The following is a 6,952-nucleotide window of genomic DNA, read 5'->3' on the forward strand; positions in this document are numbered from 1 at the left end:
ATCCGCGTTTCGTGAAAGTCCCCGCCGACGGGCTTCTCTCGAAGGCCTACGCCGCCGCCCGCCGCGCGCTCGTGCGCGAGCGCGCGTGGCCCGAGATGCCGCCGGCCGGCGATCCGCACCGGCTCGGCGCGGAGCGCCGCCGCGAGGCCGCGCTCCCCATCGCGGGCGGATCGGCCGGCACGCTCGACACGAGCTACGTCGCCGTCGTGGACGAGGCCGGGAATGGCTTCTCGGCGACGCCGAGCGATCCCAACGTGGATTCGCCGGTCGTCGCCGGCGTGGGCTGCGTCGTGTCGCCGCGCGGCTCGCAGGGCTGGCTCGACGCCGAGCATCCGAGCGTCGTGGCGCCGGGCAAGCGGCCGCGCCTCACGCCGGCGCCGGCGATGGCGCTCCGCGACGGCCGGGTCTTCATGCCCTTCGGCACGCCCGGCGGCGACGTCCAGCAGCAGGCGATGCTCCAGGTCTTCCTCAACACGACCGTCTTCGGCATGGAGCTCCAGCGCGCCGTCGAGGCGCCGCGCGTCGCCTCGCGGAGCTTCCCCGACTCGTTCTGGCCCCACGCGTACAGCCCCGGCAAGCTCGAGGTGGAGCGGCGCATCCCGAAGGAGACGCGCGACGCCCTCCAAGCGCTCGGCCACGGCGTCGTCGAGTGGCCCGAGTGGGAGTGGCGCGCGGGCGCGGTGTGCGCCGTGCAAGTTGGGCCGGACGGCACCCGCTGGACCGGCGCCGATCCGCGTCGCGGTGCCCACGCGATCGCCCGATAGCGTGATGCTCTTCGAGCTACCGATCTCGCGCGGGTAAGGTCGCCTTCGCGCCGAAGTCTTCTCTATAAATCGCGCCCGTAGTTCGCGTATCTTCGGGGCGACCAAGGTGGGAAGGCGGTCATGACGCAACGCGACGCTCGGGCCCTCCTCGCCGCGCTCGCCGGCCTCCTGCTCGCCGTCTGCTCAGCCCCCGCCCAGGCCCAGGCCCCGCGCGCCGAGCGACCGACCTACCAGGTCGGCGACACGTGGACCCGGAGCGACGGGACGTACACGCTGACGCGGATCGACAGGGACGTCTACGTCTTCACGGCGGGCGCCGGCAAGGAGTTCCACCTCACGAAGGACCTCAGCGTCGCGAAGATCGTGCTCGACGGGCGGGTCGTGCTCGACATGGATCCGCCGAGGATCGCCTGGCCGCTCGAGGTCGGGAAGTGGGGCGTGTTCCGTGCGAGCTGGCGGTCGGAGCTGCATCGGACCGTGCACGGCTTCATGGGCGCCGTGATCGTCGGCTGGCGTGTGGACGCGCACGAGGAGGTCGCGACGCCTGGAGGGAAGTTCAGGGTGTTCCGGATCACCGAGAAGATCGAAACGGTGCCACTCGGGGGGAGCGGCGTCGGCGTCAACTTCGGCCAGTTCAGTCTCTGGTACGCGCCCGACGTGCAGCGCTACGTGAAGGCGCAGGGCGATCTCCCCGGACTCAACTGGGAGCTCGCCGGCACCGACAAGCCGGGAGCGCCGCCGGTGATCGCCCAGCAACCTCCACCGCCGCGCACCCCGCCCCCGGCGATCGCGGTCCCACCGCCACCGCCCCGCGTGACGCCGCCGGCGGTCGCGGCGCCTTCCGCGGATACCGAGGCGCCGACGATCGTCATCAACTACCCGCCGCCCGGGACGAAGGTGAAACGCGACAGCATCGTTGTCCTGGGCCTCGTCACCGACAACGTCGGCGTGGAGCGCGTGCAGATCACCGTGAACGGCATCGAGGTCGCGCAGTCGCGCGACATCGGCGTGACCGGCAAGGGCCTGCCGATCCGCGCGCCGGCGAGCCTCCAGCCCGGCGAGAACGTCATCGAGATCACGGCGACGGACAAGGCGGGCAACTTCGCCCAGTCGGTGCGCACGGTGACGCGCGTGATGCCGGCGGTCGCCGCGACGCCGCCGGCGCCGAAGGTCGCCGGCCGCTGGGCCGTCGTCATCGGCGTCGGCGAGTACGAGAACAAGGCGATACCGCGGCTCCGGTACGCGGCACGGGACGCCCAGGCGATGTACGACTTCCTGACGACCCAAGGGGGCTACCCGAAGCAAAACGTCATCCTGTTGACCGACGCGACGCCCGACAAACCGACGCTGCAGAACATCCGCCGGGCGCTGGGCGACTTTCTCTCCCGTCGGCCCGGGCGTGACGACATGGTGCTGATCTACTACGCCGGCCACGGCGCGCCGGAGGTGGACGCGGCGGGGAATGAGAGCGACGGGCTCTCGAAGTACCTCATCCCGCGCAACGCCGACCCGGACTCGCTCTACTCGACGGCGCTTCCGATGGACGAGATCCAGCGGATCTTCGCGCGGATTCCGTCGGAGCGCGTGGTGATGCTGCTCGACACGTGCTACAGCGGCACGGCGGGCGGGCGCACGTTCGCGCGCCAGCAGACCCGGGCTGGCGGCATCAGCGACCAGTTCCTGGAGCGGCTGACGCGGAGCCGGGGGCGGGTGGTGATCACGGCGAGCGGGCCGAACGAGGTCGCGCTGGAATCGCCGACGCTGGGGCACGGGATCTTCACCTACTACCTGCTCGAGGGGCTCCGCGGCAAGGCCGACCGCAACGGTGACGGCATCGTGACCGTATCGGAGCTCTACGAGTACGTGGAAGACCAGGTGGACCGGGCGGCGCGGCTCGCGGGCGGGCGCCAGCGCCCGCTGATGAAGGGCGAGATCGAGGGCACGCTGCCGCTCTCGCGCGCCGCCAGATAAACCGCTGAAAGGTCTCAGGCCGGAGGCCGTCCCTTCAAAGTGAGTGCACGCCGATCGGAGCTTGAGCTGTTCCGCGCCATCGCGAGCGCGGCGAATCCGGCCGACCTGGCCGAGTTCGCCGACCGGCTCCGGCGCTGCGCGCACTGGGTCCTCCGGCGCATGGCCGGGGGCCACACGGTGGCGGGCGAGGCGGACGACATCGTCTCGGACGCCCTGCTGCGACTCGAGCAGCTGAGGGAACGGGGGTTCAGCGGTGGCGAGCGCGAGTTCCGGAGCTACCTCTACAAAGTGGTCGTCAGCGCCTGCGTGGAAGCGATGAACCACCGGCGCTGGGCGGCGTCGCTCGACGCGCCGGTGACGCTGCCCGACGGCGAGGAGCGGCCGCTCGGCGAGGTCGTGAAGGGCATGGTGGACCCGATGCTCGGCCCCGACCACGCGCTCGCACAGGAGGAGGAAGGGCAACGGATCCGGCGGGCGCTCGACCGGCTCGACGCGCGGTGCCGCGAGCTCCTGCGGCGCTTCCACATGGAGGGGACGCCGATCCGGGAGCTCGCGCGGGGCACGCGCATCAACACGGTCGAGGTGACGCTGACGCGGTGCCGCCAGCGGCTCTACGCCGCGTTCCTCTCGCTCTACGTCGAGGCCGGCGACCCGCGCTGGCGCGCGCGCGTCGCCGAGGTGGCGACGCGCCTGTCGGGCGAGCTCGCGAAGGTCTTTCGCGCGTGGTGGCTCGACAACCGGTCCGTGCTCGCCATTAGCCGTGAGATCGGGCGGGAGCCGGCCGAGGCCCGGGCGCTCCTCGGCCGCGCGAAGGCCGAGGTGTGGCGGCTCCTCTCGGAGACGGCTCGGTCATGACCGGCGCCGAGCGCGACTTCGAGCAGTTCTCCCGGCGGCTCGACGATGAGTGGCGGCGCGAGCGGCTCCGCGCGTCGGTGCCGCCGTCGCTCGGCGCCGCCGCCGAGGCCTCGCTGCTCGAGGAGCTCGAGCGCGCCGATCCGCTCGGCGCGGCGGGCGGAGGATGGCTCGGGGCGCTGCGAGAGGCGTTCGGGACGTGGCCCGGGCGCCTGGCGTTCGCGGGCGTCGCGTGCGCCTTCCTCGTGGTCGGCCTCGCGCTCGGCCGCGCCACGACGGGCCGGCGGATCGCGACCGGCGGCATCCCGCCGACGCCGATCGAGGCGCCCGAGTACAAGCCGGGGGCGCGCAAGGCGCTCGGAATCGGCGCGCCGGTCAAGCCCGAATCGGAGAAGAAGTTCCAGGAGGCGATGGCCTTCTACGGCTCGCCCGGGTTCGCCGCGAACGCCCTGCCCGCGCTCCGCGAGGCGGTCGCGCTCGACGGCACGAACGACGAGGCGCAGTTCTGGCTCGGCGTGGCACTGCTCCTCGGCGGCAAGACGGCCGAGGCGGTCCCGCCGCTCGAGGAGGCGGTCCGGCTCGCGCCGGGAAGCGCCCAGTACAAGCAGTACCTCCTCTACGCGTACCTCCTCACCGGCGACGTGGAGCGGGCCCTCCGCGTCCAGACCGAGCTCCTGAAGCGGTGATGCGCCCGAACGCGCTCGTGCTCGCCGCGCTCGCGGTCGTCGCGGCCGGCCTCGATCCGGCGCAGGCACAGGAGCGCCCGCTGCCGCTCTCCGAGGCGCGCCGCGTCTTCGCCGCCCAGGGGGAGCAGTACGGCAGGCTCGGCGACGAGCATCCCACCGTCGTCCGGGTGAACGCGATCTTCGAGAAGCTCCTGCGCGCGGCGGGCCGGCGGCCGGGCCTCCTCGTCGAGGTGGACGTCCTCGACACCCCGAAGATCATCGGCGAGTCGCTCCGCGGCGGCGTCATCGTCGTCTCGCGCGGCCTCGTGGACCTCGCGGGCTCGGACGACGCGCTCGCCTTCGTCCTCGCCCACGAGCTGGCCCACGTGACGCGCGACCACCACGGGCTCCTCGACTCGCTCGGCGTCTTCGGCGCGAGCGTGACGCCGGGGAAGGCGACGGTCCCGCCCGAGCAGGTCGTGCGCGCCTACCGCGCGGTCGAGCTCGATGCCGACCGGCTCGGCGTGCTCTTCGCGGCGCTGGCGGGATACCGGGCGGCGGCGGCGGTCCCCGTGCTCCAGACGATCGTCGAGCGCGTCGGGCCCGACCTCTTCCACCCGAATCCGAGGGAACGGGCCGCCACGATCCGTGACGCGGTGGGCGAGGTCGTCGACCACCTCGAGGTCTTCCACCTGGCGCTCTTCCTGCTCGCGACCGGGAGCTACCTCGATGCGGCGCAGCTCCTCGAGCAGTTCCTCTCGATCTTCCCAAGCCGGGAAGTGATGTCCGCCGCGGGCGTCGCGTACCACAAGGAGGCGCTGCGGTACGCGCCCGTCCCCGAGTTCCGGCACCTCCTCGTGGTGGACGCCGCCACGCGCGTGCCGGCGACGAAGGGCGCGCCGCACCCGCTCTTCCGCCAGCGGCTGGAGCGGGCGATCTACTACTACACGCTCGCCGTGGACGCCGACCCGGCGTATGCGCCGGCGCTCAACAACCTCGGCGCCGCGTACCTCGACCTCGGCGAGCGCGAGCTCGCGCTCGGGAACATCAACCGCGCGCTCCGGGCGGACCCGGGGCTCGCCTCCGCGTACAACAACCGGGCGCTCGCCGCGCTCCAGGCGCGCGACACGAAGCGCGCGGAGGACGATTTGCTGACCGCGGCGCGGCTCGCGCCGGGCCAGCGCGAGATCGCCGCGAACCTCGCGCGGCTCTACGAGCTCGGGGGCCGGAGCGACGAGGCGCGCCGCTGGGCGCCGGCCCGGCCCGCCGAGGCCCCGCCGCGGAGCGACGCGCCCGACGTCGCGGGCGCCGTCACGCCGGGGATGCCCGTGGCGCGCCTGGCCGAGTGGATGGCCGAGCCCAGCACGCGGCAGATCCGGTTGCCCCTCGGGCGCAGCGCGGCGCGCGAGCTGACGCTCGTCGTGTGGAGACAGCGCGGCGTGGCGGTCGTCGCGCGCGACGGCCAGGTGGAGGCGGTCGGTGTTCTGCCGGGCGCGCTGGCGGTGACGGTGCGCGGCGTGCGCGGCGGCGACGGCGTCGCGCGGATCGAGGCGGTCTACGGCCGGCCCGCGGGCCTCGACGGAATCCAGGCGCTCAGCGTCTGGGGCTTCCCGTCGCGCCCGCTGGCGTTCTTCGTGGTGAACGACCGCGTCCAGGCGATCTGGGCCGGCCGGCCGGGGACTCGATAGCCCGGTTATCGGTTATCATGCTGGGTCACGTGGAGGCTCGAACGATCCGCTCCCTGGGTGTCGCGCTCGCGACGGTCGCGCTCCTCTCGCCCGCGCCCGCCTCCGCACAGTGGTGGAAGGACCCCCCGCCGCAGAGCCGCCTCGACCAGCGCATCACGGACGGCGGCGGGCAGACCGCGGGCCGGCTCAAGTGGGACGACGGCTACATCGAGGTGCAGGCGGGCGCGACGGCCGACAAGGTCCTCGCCCTCAACAAGGCGCACGAGCGCTCACTGGCCCTCGACGCCGCCCGCCAGCTCTGCTACCTGAAGCTCGCCGAGATCGTCGAGGGCGTGGCGATCGACGGTGTGACCATCGTCAAGAACGCGATGATCCTCGACCAGACCGTGCGCTCGACGGTCCAGGCGCGGATCAAGGGCGCGGTGATCGTCAGTGAGAACGTGAAAGACCTCGCCGACGGCTCGGTGTGGGCCGAGGTGGTCATGGGCCTCCGGCTGCGCGGGACCGGGAGCCTGACGGAGACGGTCGCGGGCTGGTCCGCGGCGCGCCCGGCCGATCCCTACAAGCCCGACCCGACCTTCCGTGTGGGCGACAGCTACACCGGGCTCATCGTGCAGGCGTCGGACGCGGGCTTCTCCCCGGCGCTGGCGCCGCGCATCATCGAGGAGGGGACGCAGAAGATCGTCTTCGGGCCGGGCACCGTGCAGCTCGCCTCGCTCTCGCAGATCGGGCCCGTCGGCTACGCGGCGGCGCTCGTCGACGCGCGGCAGGGCGGCCGCGCCGGCGCGAACCCGCTGATCGTCCGCGCCGTCGACGCCGCGGGCGCCCGGAAGGGCGACCTCGTGCTCTCGCGGAAGGACGCCGAGCGCATCCTCGCCGCCGACCGGACGGGCGGGTTCCTCAGCCGCGCCGCCGTCGTCATCGTCCTCGGCAAGGAGCAGCGCGAGCTCGCGCCCGGCGCGCAGCACGCGCTGCTCATCGGGATCAACGAGTACGGCGGGAGCGGGCTCCC

6 protein-coding genes are annotated in these 6,952 nt (G+C 73.3%); all 6 read left to right on the top strand.

Annotated features, from left to right (window positions below):
* On the top strand, positions 1-764 hold a 764-nt coding region (locus tag VKG64_13920; protein ID HKB26137.1), incomplete at its 5' end, for a gamma-glutamyltransferase.
* A gap of 120 nt (positions 765-884) precedes the next feature.
* Positions 885-2,735 carry a caspase family protein gene (locus VKG64_13925; GenBank protein HKB26138.1) on the top strand — a complete coding sequence of 617 codons (1,851 nt, stop codon included), beginning with the start codon at positions 885-887 and terminating at the stop codon, positions 2,733-2,735.
* A 39-nt stretch (positions 2,736-2,774) separates the two neighbouring features.
* On the top strand, positions 2,775-3,590 hold the full coding sequence (locus VKG64_13930; protein ID HKB26139.1) for a sigma-70 family RNA polymerase sigma factor: 816 nt from the start codon (positions 2,775-2,777) through the stop codon (positions 3,588-3,590).
* Positions 3,587-4,273, top strand: a complete 687-nt coding sequence (locus VKG64_13935) for a hypothetical protein (GenBank protein HKB26140.1) — start codon at positions 3,587-3,589, stop codon at positions 4,271-4,273. The genes VKG64_13930 and VKG64_13935 overlap by 4 nt, the downstream gene beginning before the upstream one ends.
* On the top strand, positions 4,273-5,940 hold the full coding sequence (locus VKG64_13940; GenBank protein HKB26141.1) for a M48 family metalloprotease: 1,668 nt from the start codon (positions 4,273-4,275) through the stop codon (positions 5,938-5,940). Before VKG64_13935 ends, VKG64_13940 begins: the two co-directional genes overlap by 1 nt.
* Before the next feature lie 17 nt (positions 5,941-5,957).
* Positions 5,958-6,952: hypothetical protein (locus VKG64_13945; GenBank protein ID HKB26142.1), on the top strand; the 995-nt coding region annotated here is incomplete at its 3' end.

The organism is Candidatus Methylomirabilota bacterium (assembly GCA_035260325.1).
GTDB lineage: Bacteria > Methylomirabilota > Methylomirabilia > Rokubacteriales > CSP1-6 > AR19.

What these genes read in the sequence shown, in the direction of transcription:
- VKG64_13935 (HKB26140.1), top strand. Translation starts at nt 3,587, where the DNA reads ATGACCGGCGCCGAGCGCGACTTCGAGCAGTTCTCCCGGCGGCTCGAC.
- VKG64_13940 (HKB26141.1), top strand. Translation starts at nt 4,273, where the DNA reads ATGCGCCCGAACGCGCTCGTGCTCGCCGCGCTCGCGGTCGTCGCGGCC.
- VKG64_13925 (HKB26138.1), top strand. Translation starts at nt 885, where the DNA reads ATGACGCAACGCGACGCTCGGGCCCTCCTCGCCGCGCTCGCCGGCCTC.